Annotated in this window: 25 protein-coding genes and 1 tRNA gene; 13 read left to right on the top strand and 13 right to left on the bottom strand. The window is 33.6% G+C overall.

Translation table 11 applies throughout. The features are described 5' to 3' along the window. The 4 genes from Q0783_RS13420 to nqrF are packed head-to-tail and all read left to right on the top strand — an operon-like array spanning position 1 to position 3471. Complete coding sequence (locus Q0783_RS13420) at positions 1-750, top strand: Na(+)-translocating NADH-quinone reductase subunit C (RefSeq protein WP_298895932.1); 750 nt, start codon at positions 1-3, stop codon at positions 748-750. 4 nt (positions 751-754) lie between these two features. Continuing rightward, positions 755-1399: an NADH:ubiquinone reductase (Na(+)-transporting) subunit D gene (locus Q0783_RS13415; RefSeq protein WP_230936656.1), complete on the top strand. Its 645-nt coding sequence runs from the start codon at positions 755-757 to the stop codon at positions 1397-1399. Positions 1400-1442: 43 nt separating this feature from the next. Then, positions 1443-2159, top strand: a complete 717-nt coding sequence (nqrE, locus tag Q0783_RS13410; protein ID WP_230936655.1) for an NADH:ubiquinone reductase (Na(+)-transporting) subunit E — start codon at positions 1443-1445, stop codon at positions 2157-2159. Position 2160: 1 nt separating this feature from the next. Continuing rightward, complete coding sequence (nqrF, locus tag Q0783_RS13405) at positions 2161-3471, top strand: NADH:ubiquinone reductase (Na(+)-transporting) subunit F (RefSeq protein ID WP_298895930.1); 1311 nt, start codon at positions 2161-2163, stop codon at positions 3469-3471. Positions 3472-3561: 90 nt separating this feature from the next. Here nqrF and Q0783_RS13400 read toward each other — a convergent pair whose 3' ends face one another. The 5 genes from Q0783_RS13400 to Q0783_RS13380 all read right to left on the bottom strand — a co-directional run bounded on the left by Q0783_RS13400 (position 3562) and on the right by Q0783_RS13380 (position 11238). Further along, positions 3562-3690, bottom strand: a complete 129-nt coding sequence (locus tag Q0783_RS13400) for a hypothetical protein (RefSeq protein WP_298895928.1) — start codon at positions 3688-3690, stop codon at positions 3562-3564. Positions 3691-3693: 3 nt separating this feature from the next. Then, entirely contained in the window at positions 3694-4092 is a 399-nt protein-coding gene (locus Q0783_RS13395; RefSeq protein ID WP_298895926.1) for a cupin domain-containing protein, read from the bottom strand. 3 nt (positions 4093-4095) lie between these two features. Further along, entirely contained in the window at positions 4096-7251 is a 3156-nt protein-coding gene (locus Q0783_RS13390; RefSeq protein WP_298895924.1) for a S41 family peptidase, read from the bottom strand. Positions 7252-7368: 117 nt separating this feature from the next. Beyond that, on the bottom strand, positions 7369-9663 hold the full coding sequence (locus Q0783_RS13385) for an FdhF/YdeP family oxidoreductase (RefSeq protein WP_298895922.1): 2295 nt from the start codon (positions 9661-9663) through the stop codon (positions 7369-7371). Positions 9664-9753: 90 nt separating this feature from the next. Further along, entirely contained in the window at positions 9754-11238 is a 1485-nt protein-coding gene (locus tag Q0783_RS13380) for a M28 family peptidase (RefSeq protein WP_298895920.1), read from the bottom strand. A gap of 187 nt (positions 11239-11425) precedes the next feature. Here Q0783_RS13380 and Q0783_RS13375 point away from each other — a divergent pair, with 187 nt between their 5' ends. From Q0783_RS13375 to Q0783_RS13365, 3 genes are read left to right on the top strand one after another with little or no spacing between them, the layout of a single operon-like run. Then, entirely contained in the window at positions 11426-12295 is an 870-nt protein-coding gene (locus Q0783_RS13375) for a DUF4846 domain-containing protein (RefSeq protein ID WP_298895918.1), read from the top strand. Positions 12296-12315: 20 nt separating this feature from the next. Beyond that, entirely contained in the window at positions 12316-12693 is a 378-nt protein-coding gene (locus Q0783_RS13370; RefSeq protein WP_298760856.1) for a Na(+)-translocating NADH-quinone reductase subunit F, read from the top strand. After that, positions 12694-13728 carry an FAD:protein FMN transferase gene (locus Q0783_RS13365; RefSeq protein WP_298895916.1) on the top strand — a complete coding sequence of 345 codons (1035 nt, stop codon included), beginning with the start codon at positions 12694-12696 and terminating at the stop codon, positions 13726-13728. Here Q0783_RS13365 and Q0783_RS13360 read toward each other — a convergent pair. The 3 genes from Q0783_RS13360 to map are packed head-to-tail and all read right to left on the bottom strand — an operon-like array spanning position 13725 to position 15627. Next, complete coding sequence (locus Q0783_RS13360) at positions 13725-14492, bottom strand: class I SAM-dependent methyltransferase (RefSeq protein WP_298895914.1); 768 nt, start codon at positions 14490-14492, stop codon at positions 13725-13727. The two genes, Q0783_RS13365 and Q0783_RS13360, sit on opposite strands and share 4 nt — an antisense overlap. Continuing rightward, complete coding sequence (locus Q0783_RS13355) at positions 14492-14809, bottom strand: cupin domain-containing protein (protein ID WP_298895913.1); 318 nt, start codon at positions 14807-14809, stop codon at positions 14492-14494. The genes Q0783_RS13360 and Q0783_RS13355 overlap by 1 nt, the downstream gene beginning before the upstream one ends. Then, complete coding sequence (gene map / locus Q0783_RS13350; protein ID WP_230936645.1) at positions 14809-15627, bottom strand: type I methionyl aminopeptidase; 819 nt, start codon at positions 15625-15627, stop codon at positions 14809-14811. Before map ends, Q0783_RS13355 begins: the two co-directional genes overlap by 1 nt. Before the next feature lie 127 nt (positions 15628-15754). Here map and Q0783_RS13345 point away from each other — a divergent pair, with 127 nt between their 5' ends. Continuing rightward, positions 15755-17044, top strand: coding sequence for an acetyl-CoA hydrolase/transferase C-terminal domain-containing protein (locus tag Q0783_RS13345; protein ID WP_298895910.1), 1290 nt, complete (start codon positions 15755-15757; stop codon positions 17042-17044). Here Q0783_RS13345 and Q0783_RS13340 read toward each other — a convergent pair. Continuing rightward, the gene (locus Q0783_RS13340; protein ID WP_298760842.1) at positions 17033-17446 is read right to left on the bottom strand and encodes a BT0820 family HAD-type phosphatase; all 414 of its coding nucleotides are present in this window, start codon (positions 17444-17446) and stop codon (positions 17033-17035) included. The two genes, Q0783_RS13345 and Q0783_RS13340, sit on opposite strands and share 12 nt — an antisense overlap. Before the next feature lie 46 nt (positions 17447-17492). Further along, positions 17493-19010 (bottom strand): 2,3-bisphosphoglycerate-independent phosphoglycerate mutase, encoded by a 1518-nt coding sequence (gpmI, locus tag Q0783_RS13335; protein WP_298895908.1) that lies wholly within the window; start codon positions 19008-19010, stop codon positions 17493-17495. Between the two features lie 266 nt (positions 19011-19276). Here gpmI and Q0783_RS13330 point away from each other — a divergent pair, with 266 nt between their 5' ends. Then, positions 19277-19663, top strand: coding sequence for an ankyrin repeat domain-containing protein (locus Q0783_RS13330; RefSeq protein WP_230936641.1), 387 nt, complete (start codon positions 19277-19279; stop codon positions 19661-19663). 67 nt (positions 19664-19730) lie between these two features. Here the strand turns inward: Q0783_RS13330 and Q0783_RS13325 are convergent, their stop codons facing one another. Both Q0783_RS13325 and Q0783_RS13320 read right to left on the bottom strand, forming a co-directional pair. Then, positions 19731-20501, bottom strand: a complete 771-nt coding sequence (locus Q0783_RS13325; RefSeq protein ID WP_298895903.1) for a M48 family metalloprotease — start codon at positions 20499-20501, stop codon at positions 19731-19733. 26 nt (positions 20502-20527) lie between these two features. Then, complete coding sequence (locus Q0783_RS13320) at positions 20528-21262, bottom strand: M15 family metallopeptidase (RefSeq protein WP_298895901.1); 735 nt, start codon at positions 21260-21262, stop codon at positions 20528-20530. A gap of 163 nt (positions 21263-21425) precedes the next feature. Here Q0783_RS13320 and Q0783_RS13315 point away from each other — a divergent pair, with 163 nt between their 5' ends. Further along, on the top strand, positions 21426-21851 hold the full coding sequence (locus tag Q0783_RS13315; protein WP_298895897.1) for a GNAT family N-acetyltransferase: 426 nt from the start codon (positions 21426-21428) through the stop codon (positions 21849-21851). Positions 21852-21899: 48 nt separating this feature from the next. Beyond that, positions 21900-21975 (top strand) — tRNA-Gly (locus Q0783_RS13310). Between the two features lie 27 nt (positions 21976-22002). Here the strand turns inward: Q0783_RS13310 and pepE are convergent. After that, positions 22003-22710 (bottom strand): dipeptidase PepE, encoded by a 708-nt coding sequence (gene pepE / locus Q0783_RS13305; RefSeq protein WP_298895895.1) that lies wholly within the window; start codon positions 22708-22710, stop codon positions 22003-22005. 114 nt (positions 22711-22824) lie between these two features. Between pepE and Q0783_RS13300 the strand changes: the two genes are divergently transcribed. Beyond that, a complete protein-coding gene (locus Q0783_RS13300; RefSeq protein ID WP_298895893.1) occupies positions 22825-23637 on the top strand; it encodes a hypothetical protein in 813 nt (270 codons plus the stop codon). Continuing rightward, entirely contained in the window at positions 23624-24391 is a 768-nt protein-coding gene (locus tag Q0783_RS13295; RefSeq protein ID WP_298895891.1) for a carboxypeptidase-like regulatory domain-containing protein, read from the top strand. Before Q0783_RS13300 ends, Q0783_RS13295 begins: the two co-directional genes overlap by 14 nt. Positions 24392-24428: the final 37 nt, after the last annotated feature.

Below are 24428 nucleotides of genomic sequence, written 5' to 3'. Positions count from 1 at the left end.
ATGGAAAAAAGAACAGATAAAAATTCATATACCATAATATTTGCAATAGCAATGGTATTGGTTGTAGGGGCTTTATTGGCATATTTAGCGTCATCATTGAAACCTACAATTACAGAAAACGAGCGTTTAGAGAAACAGCAAAATATTCTCTACGCTATGGGAATTAATGAAAACGAAGGTACAAGTGCAAACTTTGTATCTACTGATGATGCGCCTGAATTATTTGATAAATATATCAAGCAGCAATTAGTTGTAGACTATAATGGTCAGGCAACAGAGAATGACCAAGCCTATTTAATTGATGTGAAGAAAGAGCAAGCCAAAGCTAAGGATGGTGGTGTTAGACAATTGCCTTTATTTGTTGGAGAAGACGAGAAAGGTAAGAAGTACTATATCGCTCCAATTAGAGGAAAAGGGCTTTGGGATGCAATTTGGGCTTATGTTGCTATGGATGAGAATATGATTGTTCAAGGTGCTTATTTTGATCATAAAGGTGAAACACCAGGTTTAGGAGCTAACATTAAGCAACGTTTTTTTATGGATGATTTTATAGGTGAACACTTAATGTCTAATGGAACTTTTAAAGGCATTAATGTGGCTAAAGGTAATGCAGATCCTAAGAATAATGATAAAACAGATAATGAGGTAGATGCTATTGCAGGAGCAACCATTACAGGTGATGGTGTGTCTGCAATGATCCGAAAAGATTTAAAGCTTTATGTACCTTATTTTAAAAATTTAAAACAATAATCATATGGGCTTACTTTCAAAAAAAGACGCAGCTTTAATTAAAGATCCTTTAGCAGATAATAACCCAATTACAATACAAGTACTTGGTATTTGTTCAGCTTTAGCGATTACTGCAGAATTAGAGGCATCAATTGTAATGTCTATATCAGTATTGTTTGTATTAGGTGTAGGTAACGTGGTGATCTCTTTAATGCGAAACATCATTCCTTCAAAAATTAGAATTATAGTACAGCTAATTGTAGTTGCTACTTTGGTAATTATAGTGGATTTGGTACTAAAAGCTTTCGCTTACGAACTGAGTAAAACGCTTTCCGTTTTTGTTGGATTAATTATTACGAATTGTATCATTATGGGACGTTTCGAAGCCTTTGCTTTAGGTAATGGACCATGGAAGTCCTTCTTAGATGGTATTGGTAACTCATTAGGATATGCTGTGATATTAATTATTGTTGGATTCTTTAGAGAACTTTTAGGTTCTGGAACTTTATTAGGGATACCAGTATTAGGGGATCCTATCGAAAAAACAGGATTGTATGCCTTAGGGTATGAGAATAATGGATTTATGTTATTATCGCCAATGGCATTAATTGTTGTAGGTATTATCATTTGGATACAGCGTACAAGAAATAAAGATTTAGTAGAAGATTAATATAAGTGTCATCCTGTAGTTTCAGGATTTCAAACTCAAGAATATGGAACATATAGAATTATTTTTCAAATCAATATTTATAGACAACATGGTATTTGCTACATTCCTTGGGATGTGTTCTTACCTTGCTGTATCTAAAAAAGTATCTACAGCTGTTGGACTTGGAGCTGCAGTAATTTTTGTATTAGCAATTACAGTTCCTTTAAACTGGTTGTTAGATCAATATATTTTACAGCCAGGTGCATTATCATGGATGGGACCAGAGTATGCAGATTACGATTTAAGTTTCTTATCATTTATCATGTTTATCGCAACCATTGCAACCATGGTACAATTGGTAGAGATTGTGGTAGAGAAATTCTCACCTTCATTATATAACTCACTCGGTATCTTTTTACCATTAATTGCAGTAAACTGTGCCATTTTAGGTGGATCATTATTTATGCAATCTAGAGAAATAGCGACACTTGGTTTAGCCTTAAATTATGGTGTTGGATCAGGTATTGGATGGTTTTTAGCAATTTTAGCAATTGCCGCAATTCGTGAAAAAATTAGATACTCAAGTGTTCCACCAGCATTGAGAGGTTTAGGAATTACATTTATCATCACAGGACTTATGGCTATTGGCTTTATGAGCTTTGGAGGAATGTTGACAGGAGGTGATGAAGAAACAGAAGAAAATAAAACAGTTGAGACTAAAGTGACTCCAACTGAAGATGACAATACAGAATTAGCTAACAACACTAAAATAGTAGAATAGTATGATTTTAGCAGCAGGCACATTAGGAACAGTAATAGCTACAGTAGCAGCTTTTTTATTAGTAACATTGATATTAGTTGCGTTATTATTGTTTGTTAAACAAAAACTATCACCTTCTGGTCCAGTAACGATCAAGATTAATGGTGAAAAAGAAATACAAGTAGCTTCAGGTGGTACTTTGTTATCAACTTTAGGAGGTGAAAAAATATTCTTACCATCTGCTTGTGGTGGAGGTGGAACATGTATTCAATGTGAATGCCACGTTCTTTCTGGTGGAGGTGAAGCATTGCCTACAGAAACGCCACATTTCAGTAGAAAAGAATTGAAACATGGTGCTCGTTTATCTTGCCAAGTGAAAGTAAAACAGGACATGGAAATTACTATTCCTGAAGAAGTTTTCGGAATTAAAAAATGGGAAGCTGTTGTTGTACGTAATTATAATGTAGCCTCATTTATTAAAGAATTTGTAGTTGAAATTCCTGAGGATATGGGTTACAAAGCTGGTGGATATATTCAGATTGAAATTCCTGAATGTGAAATTAAATATTCTGATATGGATATTACTGCACATCCTGAAGAGCATGAGACACCTGATAAATTTCAAGCAGAATGGGACAAATTTGGTCTTTGGCCATTAGTAATGAAAAATGATGAGATAGTAGAAAGAGCTTATTCTATGGCTTCTTATCCTGCTGAAGGACGTGAGATTATGTTAAACGTTCGTATTGCGACACCACCATGGGATCGCGCTAAAAATGGATGGATGGATGTAAATCCTGGTGTAGCATCATCTTATATTTTTGCTCAAAAACCAGGTGATAAAGTAGTGATTTCAGGACCTTATGGTGAATTCTTTATCAACGAATCTGAAAGTGAAATGTTATATGTAGGAGGTGGAGCTGGTATGGCACCAATGCGCTCTCACTTATATCATTTATTTAGAACTATTAAAACTGGACGTAAAGTAACGTATTGGTATGGTGGACGTTCTAAACGTGAGTTGTTTTATATCGAACACTTTAGAAAATTAGAAAAAGACTTCCCTAACTTTAAATTCTATATGGCTTTATCTGAGCCTTTGGAAGAAGATAATTGGAAAGTAAAGACCGATATTAATGATGAAGCTGGTGATGGTTTTGTTGGGTTTATCCATAACTGTGTTATTGATAACTACCTTAATCATCATGAAGCACCTGAAGATATCGAATTGTACTTCTGTGGTCCTCCATTAATGAACCAAGCCGTTCAAAAAATGGGTGAAGACTTTGGTATTCCAGATGAACACATCAGATTTGATGACTTTGGAGGCTAGGTCGTAAAGCGAGATATTATCATTTCGCAATTATTGCGAATATCATATAACAAAAAACCAACTCTACAGAGTTGGTTTTTTGTTATGTCTTTAAACGTCATCCTTAAGAGAATCTTCTTTATTGTCTTGTTTCATTTTAATGTAACCCGCTACCAATCGTATCCCTAGTCTGGCGCATAGAATAATAGCAATCACCACAACAATATCAAATCCGTTCATATCTTATTTATATTCTATAATCAAAAAAACTGCTGTACTATCGCCAATATTTAATACTTCATGTACAGAGATCTCATTTTTACTAAAGCTATAGCCAGTAGGAACATTTACCTCTTTGGTACCAGTGGTATCTTTAATTCTAAACCTGCTTCCTGCGATTGTATACCCAAAATGCGGATTGTGATAATGCTTTTCATGACCAACTCCAGGAGCGAATGTACATTTCAATATTCGAGTCTTTACATTATCTTCAAGAACTTCACAAACCGCCTTATTGTTCCAACCAGCCTCTAAAGGATCTGGTAAGCTATTTTGATTTTTGCAATTACCTATAAGTAGTAAAACACATAGATACGTTACAGATCGAATACGTTTTGTTGAACATACATCACCTTTAATCATTTATTAGTTTTTTAAATCCTTCATAATATCTTCTATGGCCTTATCTAACTGAGGTTGATTTCCAGATAAGCGATCTTTAAAATCTTCTTTAACATAAATGTCAGGTGTTACTCCTGTAAACTCTAGATTGTCGCCACTCAAGGTGTAACAACCCCAAGATGGTAATCTATAAAAAGAACCATCTACCAAGCCAGCACCTGAAGTGAAAATAATCCAACGGTATGTTTCAGTACCAATAACTTTACCTAATCCTAATTCTTTAAAACCAGCAGATGTGACTTCGGCGTCACTAAGTGTTTGTTCGTTTACTAAAATAATAATAGGCTTTGCTGCTGGACCAAAATTGGGCTGAGATGCAAGTTTTCCTTCACGATATTTCCATTGTGCATATGGTTTTTGAGATAAGAACTGCAACACATCATCATGAACATTTCCTCCAGTATTATTCCTTAAATCTAATATCAGAGCCTCCTTATTATAAGCTTCTGAAACCATTTCTCGTTTAAAGTTATTTAATTCACCACCTCCCATATTTTTCATATGAACGTAAGCAATTTTGTTTTTACTCATACGATCGACATAAGATTGATTGTTGGCAACCCATTCGTCATACAATAGACCTCTTAAATTACCTGATGAGATGGGATGAATATTTACTGTTACAGATTGATTATTTCTGCTAAATGTTAATCGAATCTCGCTATCCCTAGATGGCTTACTAAAATAGCGTTCCCTATTCATTTTAGTGTCTACAGCTCTGCCGTTTACATGAGTAAGTATATCACCAGGCTTGATGTCTTTTCCAGTAACATCTGCAGGACTTTTAGAAACAACACGTTCAACCATATAAGGATTATTTTTTGAAAACTGAATACCTGTTTCTAGTGTTCGACTACCATAATAGGTGTTATCTTCTTGTCCAAAAGATCTAAATCCAAAATGAGACGTGTTTAATTCACCTAGCATATCATTAAATAATAAACTCAATTGAGAGCGTTTTGTAATGTATGGTAAAAATGACGCATACTTATCTCTTAATTTTTGCCAGTTTTCACCATGGAAATTCTCATCGTAAAAATTAGATTCGAAACCAGCCCATGCTTCATAAAACATTTGGTTAAATTCATTGATTAGATTTTTCTGAAATGTTGCATCCATTTTAATTTTAGTCAGCTTATTGGCACTAAGATTTACTGTATGAATGGCACCATTAATCAACATATATTGACTTTTCTTTACAACTTTAGTTTGAAAGCCTCTAATGCGTTGTGTTCCTACTTTTTCGGTTTTATTATTTTCAAAAGGCTTAATAGTTGTTCGCCATAGATTAAAAGTACCCTTATCGTGATTGGAAAAATAATAGACATATGTCGTATTGTCTTTACTTATAATATCTGTACCGCCTTGTTGTCCAAAATTAGGACCTATGCGCTCCAATCGATCCATTAAGCCTACTTCATTAATAACAACAGGAGTAACTGTTTGGTCTTCTTTTTTGTCCTTGTCTTTTTTGTCTTTAGGCTCTTCTTCTTTTTTTTCTTCTTCTTTAAAGAGTTCGTCAAATTTATCTAGTTTATAAGGTGTGTCATATTTGTCTAACGCCATTCTATAGATATGAACGATATTGTTTCCTCTTGGGAAACCTGGTTCGGTTAAATTAGATTCGAAGAATATATATTTACCATCTGAAGACCAAACAGGGTTTGATTCGCTTACACCTGTATTGGTTAAGTTGATTACTTTTTTTGATGGAATATGATAGGTGAAAATATCCAATTCAAAATTGCGATAAGCATTGTAAAGTAGATAAGAATCATCTGGAGAAAAATACGCAGCACCTGCATATAAAGCCCAAAACTCATCCTTTACTACTGTAGTGCTTTTAAAGGTTTTTAAACTCATAAGTTTGAGTTCATCCCTACCACTTATATAACAGGCATTTTCTAATTTGTGATCTAAAACAATATTAATATTATTTCTCGCTTCATTGGTCAAACGTTTTTCAGTGCCATCTCTATCTGCAGATATCGTATAAAGATTACTATATCCATTGGACGTTTGATTGTAAATAAGTGTCCTACTATCTTTTAACCATTTCACTTCAAGAACGCGTTCGTCTGGAGTTGTATTTAGTTTTTTTATGAATTTTCCTTTTATATCTGAAACAAAAAGTTCTCCACGAGATATAAATGCCATTTTTTTATTGTCGGGCGACACGTCAAAATAACTAATATTATCTTTTACTTTAAAATCTTGTGATTTTGAAAGAGTATTATTTTTATTAATACTAATAGCAACTTTTTGTGTTTTATTATTTGCAACATCATATAGATGTATTTGATAATCTTTGGTGAATACAACTTTTTGTCCGTTAGCACTTACCTGAGGCCTGCCAATAGAGCTTTTGAACTTTGTTAGTGCTGTTTTAGTAGTATTAGAGAAAGTGTATAAGTTATATTCGTCATTGGCTTCATCTGATGCAAAGAAAATAGTTCCATTTTCATCTATGGTCGCCCACATATCCTTACCTCTATAGCTAGTATATTCTTTATAAGTTCCTGTTTTTGGGTTGTATGATTTGATGTCTGGATTGTAATCACCTTTATATCGTTTACGATGTGTGAAATTTTTACTTTCCCAACTTTCATTAAAAAATACTTCTCCTGTAGATGGATGGACAACGATATTATGAACATTATTGAAGTAATGTTCAAACAATCGTTTGGGCGTACTTCCACCTACTGTAACACTATAACCTGCAAATCGGTTGTAACGTGACGATGTAAAATGTATTTGTTTAGAATCCCATGACCAACTATCAACATCATCTGCAGCATCATGAAAGGTTAGTTGTTTGATCTCACCACCATTTATAGGCATGATATAAACATCCTTATTTCCATATTGCGTTGCACTAAAGGCAATCCATTTACCATCAGGTGAAATACGTGGTGATGTTTCTTCGCCTTTCATGGCAGTAATACGCAAGGCTTCACCGCCTGAAGAAGGAATTTTCCATAGATCACCATCATAACTAAAAACTATGGTTCTGCCATCAGGGGATAAGGTTGGATCGATTTGGAAATAAGCGTCTTGAGCATAGATATTTCCGCTAAAAAACAAAGACACGAAAATGAGAAGTAATTGATGTGCTTTCATAATGTTGATTGTTATTTTGATATTGTGTTTTATATACTTTGTCATTGACAAGTGTAATTTAGTCATCAAAATTTATTTAAAATAGCTTTCTGTCCATTTTAACTATTCACTATACTTTTAGATTTTTTCTATGGTGACAATAACACTTTTAGATGATGGCGTTTTTGCTGTATGTGCATAACTATCTATTGGTACCAATACATTAGCTTCTGGAAAATAAGTGGCACAACAGTTTTTGGGAATTTTATATGGAATAACTTTAAAATTATGGGCAGTTCGAATAACATCGTTAAACTTGGATTTAATACTAACTATATCTTTTGATTTCAATCCTTTATGTTCCATGTCTTCTGGATTCATAAAAATAATTCGACGTTCATTAAATACACCTCTGTAACGATCATTTAAACCATAAATAGTGGTGTTGAATTGATCATGACTTCTTATGGTAGTCATTATAAATTCACCGCTTTTTAATTTCCAATCAGGTAATTTATTAATAGAAAAATGAGCCTTTCCCGTTTCGGTTTTAAAATGCCCTTGTCGTGCGCCATTTGGCAAGTAGAATCCTTCAGGGCGTTGCAATTTATTATTGTAATCCTCAAATCCAGCAACTACCTCTTCAATATCATCTCTTATGAGTGCATAATTATCTATGTAACGAAGCCAGTCTATTGTTGACTTTTTCTTTAAAGTTTCATGAGCGATATTACAAACAATAGCAACTTCGCTTTGAAGCTCGGTTGAACAAGGTTTGAGTATTCCTTTGGTAGATGAGACAATTCCCATTGAGTTTTCGACACTTTGTAATTGTTCTTTGCCGTTTTGAATATCCTTTTCAGAGCGCGCTAAACATGGGAGAATGAGTGCTTCTTTTCCGGTAACTAAATGTGATCGATTTAATTTAGTACTCACATGAACTGTTAAATTACAGTGTTCTAATGCTTGAGCAGTAAATACTGTATCTGGAGCCGCAGAGATAAAATTTCCACCCAAGCCAAAAAAGACTTTTGCTTTTTTCTCATGCATTGCCTTAATAGCATCAACAACAGGATAACCATGCTTTACTGGTGGTTTGAAATTGAATTTAGCTTCGATTTTATCTAAAAATGCTTGAGGAGCGGCTTCCCATATGCCAACAGTACGATCGCCTTGAACATTAGAATGTCCTCTTACAGGACATGTTCCTGCGCCTTCTTTTCCAATACTTCCTTTTAAAAGAAGGATATTTACAAACTCTCTAATATTGTCCACGGCATTTTTATGCTGCGTTAATCCCATAGCCCAACATATAATTATTTTATCTCGATTGATAATTAAATCGACAATCTCTAAAATAATAGCTTCTGAAACACCAGAAAGTTTAACACACTCGTCAAAATCATATGTATTTAGATCTGAAATAAAATCAGAATAAAAACTTGTGTTTTTTTGAATGAATTCATGATCAAAAACTGTACTACTATTTTCTTCAGCTTCTACCAATTTTAATAAAATAGCTTTAACTAGAGCAACATCTCCGTTAATCATGACTTGTGCAAATACATCGGCAATTTTGGTGCCTCCTGTGATGATTTTTTGTGGGCTTTGCGGATTTACAAACTTTATCAAACCTGCTTCAGGTAATGGGTTGATAGCTACAATCTTTCCGCCATTCTTTTTGCATTTTTCAAGAGCAGTTAGCATTCTTGGATGGTTAGTTGCAGGATTTTGCCCTACGACTAAAATCAACTCTGCTTTGTAAATATCATCAAGCTTTACTGAGCCTTTTCCAATACCTAGTGTTTCGGTCAAGGCTTTACCACTTGCTTCATGACACATATTTGAGCAATCAGGAAGGTTAGAAGTGCCATAGGCTCTAACAAACAACTGATATAAGAAAGCAGCTTCATTACTTGTTCGACCAGAGGTGTAGAAAATGGCCTCGTCTGGCGAATTCAATGTATTGAGATGTTCTGCTACTTTTTTATAGGCATCAGACCATTTAATTGGTTTGTAATGTGTAGCGTCTTTTGCAAGATACATAGGCTGAGCCAGTCGGCCAGATTTTCCAATTTCGAAATCGGACAACTTCGCGAGATCATCTATACTGTTTTTGCTAAAAAAAGCCTCGTCAATTGTTTTATTTTGAGCTTCTTCAGCCATGGCTTTGAGACCATTTTCACAATATTCACCTAATGAGGAACGCTCATCGTCTGGATCTGGCCAAGCACACCCAGGGCAATCGAATCCACCTTTTTGATTTATCTTTTTTGATATTTCAAAAGCTGTTTTAGCATCCATGTATTTTAATGCATGTTGTATAGCCGAAGCAACTGCTGGTAAACCAACACTATTTGTAGCTGGTTTTTTAAGTTTTAAGTCGGTGAATTTTTCTGATGTTAATGCCTTTTCAGAAGATGATGAACTCATATGTCTTTCTTATAGGATAAAGATACTAAGTTTTTACTCTAGATAAGTATAGATTTAAACTTAGGATTCAATCATATATGTTAAGTTGTTTTAGTTTTTATACAGTTCTTTTGATGCATTTTCATATTTATCACCTGCTGTCCATGTTGGAGTTTTTGGATCATTTCCAATATGACGTCCAGATAAAACATAGGCTCTAAAAAACTTAAGTAGGTAATCGTAGTCTAGACTATCGGCTTCATCACCTGGTCTGTGATAGTACTTGGTAACATCACCATTAAAAGCCTTAAACCCTAATGAAAATGTTGGTGCAGGAATTCCTTTTTTTGCAAACTGCACATTGTCACTTCGGTCAAATAATCCTTGTTCGGGAGCTGGATCATCAACAGCAGTCAAACCAAAAGCAGTAGCAGCATCTTTAATATGTTGTGAAGCTGTGGTTCTTGGTAATCCTATAATTGTAGCTAAAGACGTGTCATTGTAACCTGCATTGTCACTATTAAAGCAATAGACCATTTGATTAAGAGGGAGCACTGGATTTTCAACATAGAACTTACTGCCTAAGAGCCCTTTTTCTTCTCCAGTAAATAATATAAATAGTGCCGAACGCTTTGTAGGATATTTAGCTAAATTCTCAGCAACACTTAATACTGTAGTTGTACCAACAGCATTATCTCTTGCTCCATTGTAGATAGTATCGCCAGTTTGGTCTGGTGTACCAATTCCAACATGATCATAATGCGCAGAATAAATAATAAATTCATTTTTAAGTTTGGGATCTGAACCCTCAACCATTCCTATAACATTTTGAGACATAACAATCTCTTCTTGTTTTTCACCAATAGATACAGATGTATAAATGTCTTTTAAAGTACTCAACTCATTAGCCATGTTGTAATCTTTATCCAATATCCAAACATGTGAGATTTGATCGTCATTTTGGTTATCATCTCCAGCAATCATTAATTTTGAGGTATTAAAATTATGATCAATAAATCCCCACATATTGTCACTTGCATTTAAAAGTTCTAAGATGGCAACAACACCATATTCATCTGCTAATTTTTGCTTTTCTCTTCTCAATTCGAAGGCAGCTCTTGTGTCTTTTTTTCCTTCACTTCCAGCTTTAATAATAATTACTTTTCCGGTTAGATTTTTTCCTTCATAATCCTCAGCCATACCATAGTTTAAGTAAACAGCATCATCAATTTCTGTAAAAATTGGAGACGGAAATACAAGTGCATAATCTTTTATCTCTTTAGTGTTGATCTTTATGCTAACTTCTGAAGGAGGAGACACACGTTTTAACTTTATATCTTGATAATAGGTTCCAGTTTTAGGATTAGGTTGAACACCATAACTTCGCATCGTATTGGCTAAGTATGAGGCAGCTATTTTATTTTCGGGAGTTCCTGTTTCTCTACCTTTAAGTAAATCATCTGCTAAAAAATAGATATGCCCTTTTATGGTTTCTTTACTTGTAGTTTCGATAACTTTTGCTTTTTCGGTCTGCGCAAAAATCGAATTGGTAAACGAAAATGTCAGAGCAATTAAAATAAATAGTTTTGATCTCATCATGTCTTAATTTAATAATTATGTAAGTTGTTAGTGAACTTAATCAAGTATTAAGTTTTAAAAGTATATTTTAGTTTGATTAATACTATGTGCTATTTCATTTTTGAAGTCACCATAGTCAATGCTTAAATTTACACTTTTTTATTCGTTGAATAACAAAGCTATAGGTGTTAACGTTAATGATATTATGAGAAAATTTTTACTTACCATTTGCATTCTAGCATCTCTTGTTGCTTTAGCATTTCAGTTAAAACCTGTAAAGAGAGTGGCTCATACATTCAAAGCAAGTTTAGAGACACCAAGTTTGATTAACAAAGACAGCCTAACAATACGATCACGAGTTAATGTTCCTGAAGGTTATAAACGTGTAACATACACTAAAGGAAGCTTTGAAGACTATCTCAGAAATTATGAACTAAAGCCCTTTGGGAGTAAGATTATAAATTATGATAATACCGAGTATTTTTGGCAAAGAGGTCACGTTGGAATTTTAGAGGTGCCAGTGCCTAAAAACGGATTACAACAATGTGCAGATGCGCTTATTAGAATTAGAAGTGAGTATCTGTGGAAAAACAACAGAAAGGATGAGATAGGCTTTAATTTTACGTCGGGTCATTATTGTTCATGGAAAAAGTACGCTGAAGGTTATCGGCCTAAGGTTAATGGAAGTAAAGTCACATTTAACAAAACAGCACGTGTTGATCACTCCAAAGCCAACTTTTACAAGTATTTAAATTTGATTTATATGTATTCTGGAACATTGTCACTTTATAATGAGCTTTCAGAAATTAAAGATGTTAGTAAATTGAAAATTGGCGATATGCTCATTAAAGGAGGAACGCCTGGACATATTGTTATGATCTGTGATGAGGTTATTAATGATCAAGGAGAAAAACGTTTTTTATTGTTTCAAGGTAACACACCAGCACAGAGCGTTCACTTGGTTAAAAATCTTGAAGATTCTAATATTTCCCCTTGGTATCAACTTAAAAAGGATGCGGTAATACCAGTGTCTAATTATACATTTGATAGTTCAAAATTTGTACGGTTTAAATAGCAAGTTCGTATCTTTGCACTATGAGTAAACCCTTAACAGAGCAAGAGCTTCATAATCTGGCAATGAATCATGTTGGAAAGGATCTTGAACAACGTGGATTCGAATTTGTTGCAATTAACAGTAAGTTAAAACGGCATCCGCAGTTTGTATGTATTGATAAAAACAGCCAATACTTTTTTGTGATTGTTAGAGCTGTCAAACTTCCTGAAAACCCAAATAACTATGATGTTGTTTGGATGGAAACATTTAAAAAACACGCTTACGATAAAGATGCCAAAGTGTTATATGCTGGTGTAGGACTAGGGAACCCAAATGGTGAAGATCTACCTGTGTATTTAAACGAAGATTATCTTATAGAATACAATGGCATTCAAGTATTAGAACCCAACTTAAATTAAATGAAACAATTATCGTTACTACTGCTGTTTTTTGTCATCTTTTCTTGTAAAGAAAATTCTAAAGAGGTTATTCAAGACGACCTGATATTAGAGGTTCAAACACCTCAAAACACGAAATTATCTGGACCTGTTTTTGGCACAACATATAATGTGATTTATGATTCTGAAATCGACTATACCAAACAATTTGATAGTTTGTTTGCAGTAGTGAATCAATCTATGTCTACGTATATTCCTGATTCTGAAATTTCAAAATTTAACCGAAATGAGTCTTATAAAGTTGATACACATTTTGAAACTGTTTTTCTAGCTTCCAAAGATGTATATAAACACACTTATGGCGCTTTTGATCCAACAATTGGAAATGTTGTTAATGCTTGGAGTTTTGGTGCTGATAAAAATAAATTTTTAACAGATAGTACGACGATTGATAATTTGATGCGTTCAGTAGGTTTAGATCAGGTAGAGCTAGTTCATAATAGAGCAGGAATTACTAGGATTTTAAAACCTAAAGACACGTATTTAGAATTTAACGCTATTGCCAAAGGTTACGGTGTTGATGTGATTGGAGAATTTCTAGAGCGTAAAAACGTTAAAAACTATTTAGTTGAAATAGGAGGCGAGATTCGTGTTAGAGGTAAAAACATGGAAAAAGATACACCATGGAGAGTCGGTTTAGACGAACCGCGTTTTGATGGTAAACAATCGGTTTATAAAGCTTTAAGTTTGAAAGACGAAGCAATGGCAACTTCTGGGACTTACCGAAAATTTAAAGTAGATGAAAAAGGGAACCGTTTTACGCACATCATTAATACAAAAACAGGATATCCAAGTAAGACTAATATTTTGAGTGTTTCAGTTATTACTAAAGATTGTATGACTGCAGATGCCTATGCTACTGCATTTCAGGCTATGGGAATTGAAAAAGTGACTAACTTTTTAAAAACACGTCCTGAATTTAAAGTGTTTATCATTTTTGAAAATGAAGACAAGGAATTAGAGGTCTTAAATCTGAATAATTTCCCCGAGAATTAAGCCTTATAAACTACAGGAATAACTTCCCCTTTTGCTAAGCAATATTTTTCAATATCCTCTTCAGAAAGTTGAGCGGTATAATCTACGTCTTCAACTTTAAATCCTATACGACGTAATTTGTCAAAATAATCACGACCATAAACTCGAACATGATCGTACTGACCGAAGATTTTTGCGCGTTCCTTTTTATCAGTAATTGTATTATCTTCAAAAGTATGTGCTCGTGAAAGGTCTTGCGGAATTTGGAATACACCATAACCTCCAGGCTTTAAAACACGAAATAATTCTTGCATCGCTTTCGTATCATCTGGTATGTGTTCTAAAACATGATTACACAAAATTATGTCATAACTATTGTCTTCAAAAGGGAGGTTGCAAATATCGGCTTTGATATCGGCAATAGGAGATTCTAGATCTGTGGTAGTATACTCCAAATTTTTGAGCTTTTTAAAACGTTTTAAAAAACATTGTTCAGGTGCGAAATGCAGCACTTTTTTTTCCGCAGAAAAAAAGCTTGTCTCATTTTTTAAGTATAGCCATAATAGTCTGTGACGCTCTAAACTAAGTGTTGAAGGCGATAGTACATTGTTACGTTGATTCCCATAACCATACGGTAAAAAACTTCGAAATCCTTTGCCATCGATGGGATCTATAAATTTATGTCCTCTTAACAAAAAAGCTAATACAGGGCGTGCCACATAACTTAGTCTTATTAATAAAGGTCTAGGTATGGTATTTAAAATTATTTTGAAGAGTTTTTTCATTACTTATAATCTTCTCTTACAGGAGAAAATACATCTGTAATTTTACATGCGGTTAATGCCTTTCCTGAATGTTCAATATTTGAAGGTATAATGACTAACATTCCTGGAGTGAAAACTTTAGTTACATTATCGATGGTCATTTGAAATTGACCTTCGGTTACCATAGAAATTTGCTCGTGAATGTGAGAGTGTAATGGTAATTCTGCTCCTGCTTCTACCTCCCAAAAAGCAGTTGTTGTATGTGCACTATGAACAAAACGTGCTTTAAAACCTGTAATGATTTCTTTTTGCGGGATATTTGAAATTTCAATAGTCATTATAATACCAAAGCTTCTTTTCTAAACCTATCTTCTTCATCACTTTCAATTCCTAATGCTTCATGCACATAAGCGAACGTTGATAATATTTCTGGTTTTCCATCAATAATTGCAATATCATGCTCAAAATGAACACTTGGCTTACCATCTTGAGTGACAATGGTCCAACCATCTTTTAATTGTTTTACTTTATGTGTTCCACCATTAATCATAGGTTCTATTGCTACAACCATACCTTCAATAAATTTCTTACCACGACCTCTACGACCATAGTTAGGCATTTCAGGATCTTCATGCATCTTACGACCTATACCGTGACCAACCAATTCTCTAACAACACCATAACCATGTGCTTCACAATATTGTTGAATAGCATAACCAACATCTCCAACGCGATTACCTATTTTAAATTGCTCAATACCAACATAGAGAGATTCTTTAGTCACTTGAATTAGTTTTTTTGTTTCAGGTGCAACATCTCCAATTTCAAAAGTATACGCATGATCACCGTAAAAACCATTCATTAACGCTCCACAATCTATTGAGACAATATCACCATCTTTAAGAGGAATGTTAGTTGGCAGGCCATGAACTACAGCTTCATTTACACTACATAATAAAGTCGACGGACAATCATACAAACCTAAAAAACCAGGTACAGCACCTTGTTCTCTGATAAAATCCTCAGCAAGTTTATCTAATTGCATTGTCGTAACACCTGCTTTTACTTCTTTTGCAAGCATTCCTAAGGTTTTTGAAACTACTAATGCGCTTTGACGCATTAACTCAATTTCTTCTCTTGTTTTAACTATAATCATGTCTAAAAAATATGCGCAAAGATACTTAAAATTAAAATGTAATTCTTTTTTACTGAAATATGATATTTGACAGTTTTTAAGTTTATATTCTACTGTAATTTTGTATTGTAGAAAAAGACGGGAAATCATGTATAAATCGGTAACAGCAGAAGAAGCAGTAAAAGTTATAAAATCTAATAGTCGTGTGTACATTCAGGCAGCAGCTGCAGCTCCTCAAACACTTATAAAAGCTATGACAGCAAGGTATGAAGAGCTTGAAAATGTTGAGATTTGTCAATTGCATACCGAAGGAGAAGCACCATATGCAGATCCAGAGCTTAGTAAAAGTTTTCATGTAAATTCATTTTTCATTGGAAAGAACGTGAGACATACATTAAAAGCAGGAAACGGATCGTACACGCCTGTGTTTTTAAGTGAATTACCATTATTATTTAAAAGAAATATTATCGATTTAGATGTAGCATTAATTCATGTGTCTGTTCCAGATAGACATGGCTATTGCTCTTTAGGTGTATCGGTAGAGGCAACTTTGGCTGCGATTGATAATGCAACATATGTGATCGCTCAAATCAATACACAAATGCCTAGAACTCATGGAGCAGGAATTATTCATGTATCTGAAGTAGATTATTTTGTAGAATCTGATGAACCATTACCTATACATCATATGTCCGAACCATCAGAAATTGAAAACAGAATTGGCAGCTATGTTGCTAACTTAATAGAAGATAGAAGTACATTACAAATGGGAATAGGTAGTATCCCAAATGCTGTATTATCACGCTTAACAGATCATAAAGACCTAGGACTACATACAGAAATGTTCTCTGATGGTGTTATTGATTTAATTTTAAATGACGTTATCAATGGAAATTATAAAGAAATCAACAGAGGAAGAGCGTTAACTACTTTTTTAATGGGTTCTAAGCGTTTGTATGATTATGTAGACGATAATCCGTTTGTAGAAATGAGGGCTTCTAATTATACCAACGATGTTTCGATAATAAAACAAAATCCTAAAATGGTAGCTATTAACTCGGCTATAGAAGTGGATGTCACTGGTCAAGTATGTGCAGACTCTATAGGTCCGAATATCTATTCAGGAGTAGGAGGTCAAATGGATTTTATTAGAGGCGCTTCATTAAGTGAAGGTGGAAAAGCCATCATCGCCTTACCATCTGTTACAAAATCGGGTATTAGTAGGATTGTTCCATCATTAAAACCAGGCGCAGGTGTTGTCACTACCCGATCTCATGTACATTATGTCGTTACCGAATATGGCGTCGCTAATTTATACGGAAAAACGATAAAAGAGCGTGTAAAAGCACTAGTAGATATAGCTCATCCAGATCATAGAGAGTATATTGATAAAACGTATTTTGAATTAATTAGTGGTGGTAAGCGATTAGCGCTTTAAAAAGGAAAAGAAGCCTTTCTTTTGTTTGGTAGCTTTTATATTTGGTTCTTCATTGGTGATGAGATGATAGACTTCTCCCCAACCTAAAATACCACCTATGTTTCTGTCGTCTATATAGATATCTGCATAGATTTTTCTACTAACTGAATTGTCATATTTTTCTTCTGGAAAACTCTGATTTACTGCATAGAATGTAATGCCATTATCTTTACAAAAAGCAACGGCTTCATCTAATTTTGAACCACTTCTGTAAGTCCATAGGATAAGCCTGTGACCGTCGGCTTGCAAACGCTTCATAGTTTCAAATGCGAAAATACGAGCTTTACCAACTTTTGGGTAGGCATCTTCAACAATAGTACCATCAAAATCTATGGCTATAACTAGTTTGTCTTGAAAATTCATTTACTGATCTTTGTAATGTTTCAAAAGTACAATTTTCAAAATTAATTTAAACCAAAGGTTCTTGGGTCATAGACTCTGGCTGTTCAATCCCCATAAGTTTCAGGATTGTAGGTGCTATATCACCTAAAATGCCATCTTTAATAGTAAGCTTTTCATTATCTATTAAAATAACAGGAACAGGGTTAGTTGTATGCGCTGTATGAGGTGAACCATCTGGATTGATCATCGTCTCACAATTCCCGTGATCTGCAATTAAAATGGTAGAGTAATCGTTATCAAGAGCAACCTTTATAACTTCTTTAACGCATTGATCTACCGCTTCACAAGCTTTAATTGCAGCTTCCATAACTCCAGTATGTCCTACCATATCTCCATTTGCAAAGTTAAGACACACAAAATCCACGTTGCCTTTTTTAAGTTCGGGAATAAGTGCATCTTTTAATTCAAAAGCACTCATTTCTGGTTTTAGATCGTAAGTAGCAACTTTAGGAGAATTTCTAAGTATTCTTGTTTCGCCTTTAAAAGGAGCTTCTTGTCCGCCAGAAAAGAAAAATGTCACATGCGGATACTTTTCAGTTTCAGCGATTCTAATTTGGGTCTTATGGTGTTTTTCAAGAACTTCACCAAGTGTTTCGGTGAGATTATCTTTGTTGAAAACGACGTTAACTCCATGATAGGAATCATCGTAATTTGTTAGAGTTACATAATGTAAATCTAACTTATGCATATTTTGCTCATGAAAATCGGCTTGCGATAATGCTTCGGTCAATTCACGACCTCTATCAGTTCTAAAATTGAAAAAGATCACAACATCACCATCTTTTATTTGAGCGATAGGTTGATTTTCTTGATTAACCATAACTATTGGTTCAATGAATTCATCGGTGACATTTTTATGATAACTATTTTCAATAGATTCTGTAGCAGAATGCGATCGTTCTCCCAAACCATTAACTAGTGCATCATAAGCAAGTTTAATACGTTCCCAGCGTTTATCTCTGTCCATGGCATAATACCTCCCAGTAACTGTGGCTAGTTTTGTATTTGTGTTTTTGATATGTGTTTCTAAAGATGTAATAAAACCAAATCCGGATTTTGGATCAACGTCTCTACCATCTGTAAACGCATGAACGTAAGAGTTCTGTATTCCAAAATCATGGGCAGCATCAATTAAACCAAATAGATGGTTAATATGAGAGTGCACACCTCCGTCACTCACTAATCCTAAAAAATGAACAGGTTTATTGTGGTCTTTAGCATATTGAAAAGCATCAATAAGAACAGATTCATTTCTTAAAGTATTGTTTTTTACGGCTAAGTTTATTTTAACTAAATCTTGATATACAATTCTTCCTGCTCCAAGATTCATATGACCAACTTCACTGTTGCCCATTTGCCCTTCGGGCAAACCAACATGTAAACCATCTGTTCTTAATGTGGCATGAGGGTAATTGTGATACAACGAGTCAATATATGGGGTTTTTGCATGATCAATTGCTGAAACTTTTGGATCTGGAGACATACCCCATCCATCCAAAATCATTAAAATAACTTTTTTATTCATTGTTAAGGAATATTATAAAATCAAAGATAAAAGTTTAATGCTTTTTATCTGTATATGGGATTACAAAATATAATTAATTATCAGTCAATTAATTAATGTTTTAATTTGAGTTAGCCTGAAGATAGACAATGTTAATATCTTAACAGATTTGTTTACAAACAGTTAAATAAATGTTATTAAAGATTTTTTTGTGTAACACTTTAAATTTTATGTCGTCTCTTTATTATAATCAAAAAACTAAAATCAATTAATTAAAATCTTTCATCATGAAAAAATCAGCAGTAATTATCGCAATCGCATTAGGATTTTCTTTTACATCTTTAAATGCAACAAACGACATTGTAACACCTTCTACTTACGAAACTACAGTAACTAAAAGAGTTGTAGATCCATTTTGTGTTTCTATTATCAAAGGAGATTTAGAAACCGTAAAAAAATTAATAGAGTTAGGTCAAGATGTAAACAAGAAATCAAATGGTTTGACTCCTGCAATGTATGCAGCTAAGTATAATAGATTAGATATTTTAAAACTTCTTGTAAAAGAAGGCGCGAAATTAAATTTAAAATCATCTAAAGGAATGACAGCAAAAAAATATGCTGAACTTTCTAATGCTAAAGATGCTCTAGCTTACATTAAAGGATTAGAGTCTTAAACGAGAAGTTTCTAAAAATTAGAAACAATTATTTGAGTTAGTTAGTTTGAAAATGCACTTTAATCAATTAAAGTGCATTTTTATATTTTTCAATAGATTCTCTAATTTTTTCTTTCCTATTTTCGGGGTCTGGATGGGTACTCATACGTTCAGGAACGCGATTAGGTCCTGCAGCCGCTTTAAGTATTTCCATAACACCAATCATTTCTTCAGGATCGAAACCAGCTTTGATCATGAATTTAACACCTAGATCATCACTTTCCAATTCATCATCTCTACCATTAGTTAGTAATGTGTTTTGACCTATACCGCTTACTAGACCTCCAATATCACCACCAACAGATCCAGCTGTTGCTAAGCCTTGCCAATATTCACTTTCTGCAATACGCTCGGCGCTATGACGACCTAAAACATGACCAATTTCATGACCTAGAACACCTGCGAGTTGCGATTCGTTTTCAAGTTTTGAAAATAAGGCAAACGTGATATAAATTTGCCCTCCTGGTAATGCAAAAGCATTAATTGTATTGGGATCTGCTAATAAATGAAACTCATAATTATATGGTGTTTCTTTGGCTATACTACTTTTAACAAGTCTATTTCCAATATCATCAACAAGTGCTTGGTATTGATTATTTGGATGCATACCTCCATGTTGGGCCTCCATTTGAGGAGCACTAGCTAAGCCAATTTGTATTTCTTTATCGGCCGTCATTGAAATCGTTTGCATGCGACCAGTATATGGATTTTCTTCTCTCTGACTGCAACGTTTTATAACGAAAAAGAGAGCTATGGCAACGCCAATAAGCAATCTCACTTTTAAATTTCTTCCTCTCATGATTGTAATAATTAGTGATTATAAATTTACAAAAGTTCTGGGTTTATATCCAAAATATTTTGGTTCAGGTAATTAGCTATAAACTCTTCAGAAAAATAATCAGCTCCCATCAATTGTTCTGAAGTAATAATATCCTTAATATTTAATTTTCGATAGGCGTCTAAATATGGTTTTGAAAGTGGTTTATAGCTGTAGTGCCAAGGTTCATATTTAAATCCTCGACGTTCTTTCTTATCAGTGTATACAAGATAAAAACCAAAATCATTGGCATGCTCATCCATCCACTCTTTAAATTTAGAAAACACTCCATCACCTTCAAAATGATTAGGGTTTAATACACGACGTGGTTGTTTGACATTGCTATCAATAAGATCGAGATCGGTTCCCCAATGATGACGAGATGTACCTGGAATTGTAGAGTATTCTATAATTTTCTTAATGTTTTCTGTGGGACTTAACCCATTATTGGAATTTTGTTTATACTTCCTTTCCCAAATTCTATTTTGGTGATTAAAGCCTCTATAACTAGACACAACTTGTATACGAATGTCACTTTTTAAAGCAGCTGCAGATAGTTTTAAAAAAGCATCATTGGCTTCTTTTCTTAAATTAAATCCACTACCATATAATTGTGGTTTACCTTTTCCAATGAGTTCCTTATACGATATTAATGTTGTTGCATCCTGAAATACCAATTGTTGGAAAATCGATATACCAATTCCAGTTAGAGATGTTATTTTAAAAAAATGTCGTCTATTCATAATGTTTTAAATAGTACATAATATGTGCCACTTTTTAATTTGAAAGCTGTTTAACTCTAATCTTTTAATAAGACGTTATTCTTATTACTTCCTACTTAAGTTTGAAACCCTTTGTATATCAAACTTAAGCAAAAATATTTATCTTCACTTAAAATATATATCTATGTCATTTCAGTTTAAAATACTTAAAAAATCACAAATAAATGATGTTGTTCCTTTAGTTCAAAAACTTAATGAGTTTAAACTTTCCGAAGCGTTATTGAAAGAACGTTTTGCTGAAATGGTTACACAAAATTATGAATGTGCCGTTATTTATGATAATGAAAAACTCGTCGGTGTTTCTGGATTATGGTTTTGTACTAGGCATTATGTTGGAAAAACAGTAGAGATTGATCATGTTTATATTGAAGATGACTACCGAGGTAAAGGTTTGGGGAAACAGTTTTTAAATTGGATTTATGCATATGTTAAAACAAAAGGGTGTACTACAGTAGAATTAAATACTTATGTTCAAAATTATCCTTCTCATAAGTTTTATTATAATGAAGGTTTTGAAATTTTAGGATATCATTTCTTGAAAAAGTTCTAATAATCTTTTCCTGAAAGAAAAAAGATAGTTTATATTTGCGCCCAGAATGCGAGAGTAGCTCAGTTGGTAGAGCGTCAGCCTTCCAAGCTGAATGTCGCCGGTTCGAACCCGGTCTCTCGCTCCAAAAGCTTCATAATGTTTGAGGCTTTTTTTATTTTAAATGATTGAGCTGTGTACCTGATTTTACTTCGTAAGGCACTTTGCTGTATTCAAAAATTCTAGCGTCCAATGGTCCTTTTAAAACTATTGAATCTCCTTTAACTTCTAGCCAGCTGCCTTCTCTAATCCCAACAACAGGTTGTGTATTAAATTTATGAAACTCCTTTATTCTGGTCTCTCTTGTTTCACCCATGTGTTTGCTTGTTGGGTCAGGATCTAAATAATGCGGATTGATATTAAAAGGTACAAATCCAAAGGTTTTAAAACTTGGAGGGTAAACAATAGGCATGTCATTGGTAGTACTTACTGTAAGACCACATATATTGCTTCCTGCACTTGTGCCTAAATAAGGCGTTCCATTTTTAACTGTAGTTTTAATGGTGTTTATAAGATCATTTTTATAAAGTTGATTTACCAATACAAAGGTGTTTCCGCCACCTGTAAATATACCTTTAGCATTTTTAATGGCTTCTTTTGGATCGTCAAATTCGTGAATACCAATCACTTTTTTGTCAATTTTTTTGAATGCTGTATTTACTTTTAAAGTATACTCATCATGTGTGATCCCTCCTGGTCTAGCATATGGGATGAATATGATTTCAGAAGTATGCTTAAAAAAATCACCTAACTCTTCCAGTAAATACTCTAAGGGTTCTCCACCATGAATAGTTGAAGTACTTGCGATGATAATATTTTTCATTGACTGTAATTTGTTGTAAATTTAGGTAAAGGATTAATTTAACAAAAGTTTAGTGAGTCTTTATTAATAAATTAAGTTTTCAAATCATTTCTTTACTTAACTAAAATATCAACTATGAAAAAACTACTACTCTTGTGTATAGCACTAACATCTTTTTTAGCAATATCTCAAGACATTAAGCGTGTAAAAGTTGATGGTAAAATTATTGTCGAGGGAGACGATGTAGAAGGAATAACTGTATTTAACACATCGTCAAATAAAGGTGTGATTACTAATGAAAATGGTGAGTTTACTGTTGAAGTAGCATTGAACGATTTTATTGAGTTTAGAGCTTTACAGTATCAAAATTTTGATCTTCAAGTTAGTGAGGCTATTATAAAATCAAAACGAATGCGTGTGTTTTTAATAGAAGAAATTAATAAGCTTGATGAAGTTTTGGTTTTAACCAAAGGGCTTTCAGGTGATTTAAATACAGATATATCTACAGTTAAAACATTTAATCCAAAACTGGATGCACTTTACTTTGGCATAAAAAAAAGTGATGAATATGATTTCTCTGATGATGAGCGCTCCCAAATAAAAAATGAGGCTATCCATTCACAATCTAAAACGATGGTCAATGGTCTTAATGTAGTGAATGTAGTTGACCAATTATTATTGCCGCTGTTTAGGAGTAAGATTAAAGATAAGAAAGATAAAGGTGTTCCAGATGTACCAGTAAGTTCTATTAAATACTATTTTGGTTCAGAATTCATAATAGATAATTTTAATATACCAGAGCATCGCGTAGAAGAGTTTATACAATTTGTTGAAGACGATAAAGCCTTTGATGTGAACTTATTAAATTATGGCAAAGAGCTAGAGTTTTTAGAAGTTCTAAATAAAAAAAGTAAAGAATTTTTAAAGAAAGATAGTGATAAGGAATAAACTTTTTTTCTTTTTACTGGCCGTATTGTTTTCTTCCAGATTAGTTGCTCAAACTAAAGATATTTCGGGCCAAATTTTAGCAAGTGGAGATCTCGTTGGTATTCATATCATAAACAAAACAGCCAGTAAATTTACTATTACTAACGATAAGGGAGGGTTTGAGATTCCTGCAAAACTAAATGATACAATTACGGTGTCTGGTGTTCAGTATAAACCAAAAGAAGTTATTGTTACAGACATTATCATGCAAACCCAATCGATGATTGTAAATCTTGAGGACAATGTGAATTTGTTAGATGAAGTAGTTGTCGGAAAAGTGCTTACTGGCGATTTGATGTCTGATATTGAAAACACAGAAGTCAAACGGGATATTAATTTTTATGATGTAGGCATACCAGGATATACTGGACCCAGAAAAACACAAAGCGAACGACGATTATATGAAGCAAAAAGTGGTGGAGGAATTGTGCCTTTAAATCCATTGATTAATTGGATTTCTGGTCGAACAAAACGATTAAAGGAACAGATTAAGCGTGAAGAACTGAATAAAGCGGTAGATCAAGTTGAGGCTAAATTTTCTGAAATGCTTTTCGATACAGATACTTTAGATGCTACTAAACGAAAAGAATTTTTTTATTTTAGTGGAGATGATCCAAAATTTTTACCACTTAGTAAAACAAAGGATGAAATAAAAATGCTAGAGTTTTTAAAGGAAAAGCTCAAAAAATTTAAACGAAGACTTGAAAAAGATTGAATATATATTTTTTTTAATTTTTGCAGTGTTCTGTTGC

Source organism: uncultured Psychroserpens sp., assembly GCF_947500255.1.
GTDB lineage: Bacteria > Bacteroidota > Bacteroidia > Flavobacteriales > Flavobacteriaceae > Psychroserpens.
The sequence above is the reverse complement of the archived record's forward strand: the minus strand, read 5'-3'. Positions and strand labels throughout refer to the sequence as shown.